Source organism: Streptomyces sp. NRRL F-5630 (genome assembly GCF_000719475.1).
Lineage (GTDB): Bacteria > Actinomycetota > Actinomycetes > Streptomycetales > Streptomycetaceae > Streptomyces.
Window position 1 is genome coordinate 1 of the sequence record NZ_JOGO01000155.1, and the last position, 2582, is coordinate 2582.

General features: G+C 70.4%; 1 protein-coding gene, 1 rRNA gene and 1 pseudogene. 1 reads left to right on the top strand and 2 read right to left on the bottom strand.

Going from position 1 to position 2582, the window contains the following annotated elements:
- Positions 1 to 90: ribosomal RNA gene (rrf, locus tag IF99_RS31790) — 5S ribosomal RNA — on the top strand; the annotation flags it as partial.
- A gap of 132 nt (positions 91 to 222) precedes the next feature.
- Here rrf and IF99_RS31355 read toward each other — a convergent pair.
- Positions 223 to 1454, bottom strand: a pseudogene (locus IF99_RS31355) (IS30 family transposase).
- A gap of 77 nt (positions 1455 to 1531) precedes the next feature.
- Positions 1532 to 2329: a glycerophosphoryl diester phosphodiesterase membrane domain-containing protein gene (locus IF99_RS0130030; RefSeq protein ID WP_234340921.1), complete on the bottom strand. Its 798-nt coding sequence runs from the start codon at positions 2327 to 2329 to the stop codon at positions 1532 to 1534.
- Between the last annotated feature and the right edge of the window lie 253 nt (positions 2330 to 2582).

Genomic DNA, 2582 nt, shown 5'->3' on the forward strand with positions numbered 1-2582 from the left:
CCCGGTCTCATTCCGAACCCGGAAGCTAAGCCTCAAAGCGCCGATGGTACTGCAAGGGGGACCTTGTGGGAGAGTAGGACGCCGCCGAACAATTCTTGTCGGGAAGCCCCGCACCGTTTATGGTGCGGGGCTTTTCCGCGTTCAGGGGTATGCGCGCGGAAGGAAATACGTGGCCCGCGGGGCGGATAGGCGCATTCCAGGGGTCGTTGCAACACAAGTTGTTCAACTGGCTGTTGCCAGGAGCTTAGCGAGGCGCTCGGCTGGGGTTTCCCAGCCGAGCGTTTTGCGTGGTCGGCTGTTCAGCTCGGCCGCGACGGCGTCCAGCTCCTCGCGGGTGTAGCGGGCCAGGTCGGTGCCCTTGGGGAAGTACTGCCGCAGCAGACCGTTCGTGTTCTGGTTCGAGCCGCGCTGCCAGGGGCTGCCCGGTCGCAGAAGAAGGCAGGCATGTCAGTGGCGGTGCTGAAGTCCTTGTGCAGGTGCATTTCGGAGCCCTGGTCCCAGGTGAGAGAGCGTCTGAGCTGGGCAGGCAAGGCAGAGACGGTCTGGATGAGAGCGTCGCGGACCTGGGCGGGTTGACGGCCGTCGGGCAGGTGGACCAGGGCGACGAAGCGGCTGGAGCGCTCGACGAGCGTGCCGATCGCGGACTTGTGGGCCTTGCCGATGATGAGGTCGCCCTCCCAGTGACCTGGGATCGCCCGGTCGGCGGCCTCGGCGGGCCGTTCGCTGATCATCACCATGTCCTTCGACATGCGGGGCCGGCGCCGGTAGGACTGGCGGTGCGGCCTGCGCATGGTGCGTCCCGTGCGCAGGGCTTTGGCCAGCTCACGGCGGAGTTCACCGCGGCCCTGGACGTAGAGGGCCTGGTAGACGGTCTCGTGGGTCACGTGCATCTCCGGCCGGTCGGGGAAGCGTGCCCGCAAAGCCTGGCAGATCTGCTCGGGAATCCAGCGCCGTTCGAGGTGATGCTGGATGAAGTCGCGCAGCTCCGGGTTCTGGCCGATCTTTCCCGGCTTCGGACGAGGCCGTCGGGCGTCGGCACGGGACTGGGCGGCGTGCGGCCGGTAGACCCAGTCCTTGCCCCGCCACAACGTCCCGTTGCGCCGTATCTCCCTGCTGATGGTGGAGGGGCTGCGGCCCAGCTCGGCGGCTATCTGCCGAATCGATGCCTTCTCCCGCAGCCGGTCGGCGATGTAGATGCGGTCCGCCTCGCGGAGATACCTCGACGGGCCACCGGAAGGGAGCGGCCTACGAACTGGAGGCGCACCGCGCGTGCTTCCCGTGGCCTGGCGCCCGTTGCGCCACCGCTTCCCGGTGCGCCGGTTGATACCGACGATCCGGCAAGCCTCCCTGCTGCTGACGCCCTGGTCCATGAGCCGGAAGTATTCCTCCCGCTCACGGACCAGGGCCCTACGGCCTGGCGCCTGCCCCCGGTCCTCCCGGATCTTGAAGTCCATCGCATCCCCTGAGCTGGGGTGTTGCGACGACCACTAGAACGGAAGATACCGCCCCGGGGGCCGTCGTGCCGAGGACGTCAGGACGCTGCCGCGGCGAGTTCGACGTCGAGGGACTCGCGGCGGATGCGCTGGTCCACGTAGAGGAGGACCGTGACGCCTGCGGTCAGGGGGAAGACGAAGGTGGTGGAGGCGACCAGGCCGGCTCCGGCGAAGAGCCAGAAGGCGGGGTCGCCGGTCGCGCCGCCGTCCGGGCCGGTGAGGGACACGAGGAGGCCGAGGACGTCGAAGGGGAGCATGATGAGGAACTGGGCCACGGCGGCGATGAGCCCGGTCAGCAGCAGGATGCCGAAGGTGCGCCACCAGGCGCCGTCGACCAGTTTCGCCGAGCGGCGCATCGCGTCCACGATGCCCTGACGCTCCAGCATGAGCGCGGCGGTACTGAACACCAGACGGATGTACAGCCACACCACGAGGACCATCCCGGCCACGGCGCCGAGGATCGTGAGACCGTCGCCGCCCCCCGCCGCGTTCACGAGGAGCCCCGGGGCGAGGCACACGAGGACTGCCGCCGCCAGGACGAGGGACATCAGCACCGTCAGCCCGAGCAGTTTCCAGAAGCGCGGACGCGCCTCGCGCCATGCTCCCTTCAGGCTCAGGGGGCGGCCCAGGACCGCGTGGCTCGCCACCGACGTCAGCATCCCCACCGCCAGCGTCGAACCGAGGATCGAGACGAGCTGGGCGGGGAGCGAGCGGAGGACGGAGGTGCTCGTGGCGGAGCCGGGCGGAGTGCCCTGCACGAGGAGCCTGACAGCCACGACGAGGACCGCGACACCCAGCGAGATGCCCAGCACCGCCCGCCAGTGCGAGCGCATCATGCGGAAGGCACCGCCGAGGATGTCTCCGAGGTCGAGCGGTCGCAGAGGGATGATGCCCGGCCGCGGCGCGAGCGGCGGCCCACCCCAGCCGGGGGCGCCACCCCAGCCCGGAGTGCCACCCCAGCCCGGAGCCCCGCCCCCACCCGGAGCGCCACCCCAGCCGGTGCCACCGCCCCAGACCGGACCCCAGCCCCCCCGCCCGGCGGGTGGGACGACGGCGGAGCGGGGGGGGGGGGGGCCGGGGGCGGGGGGG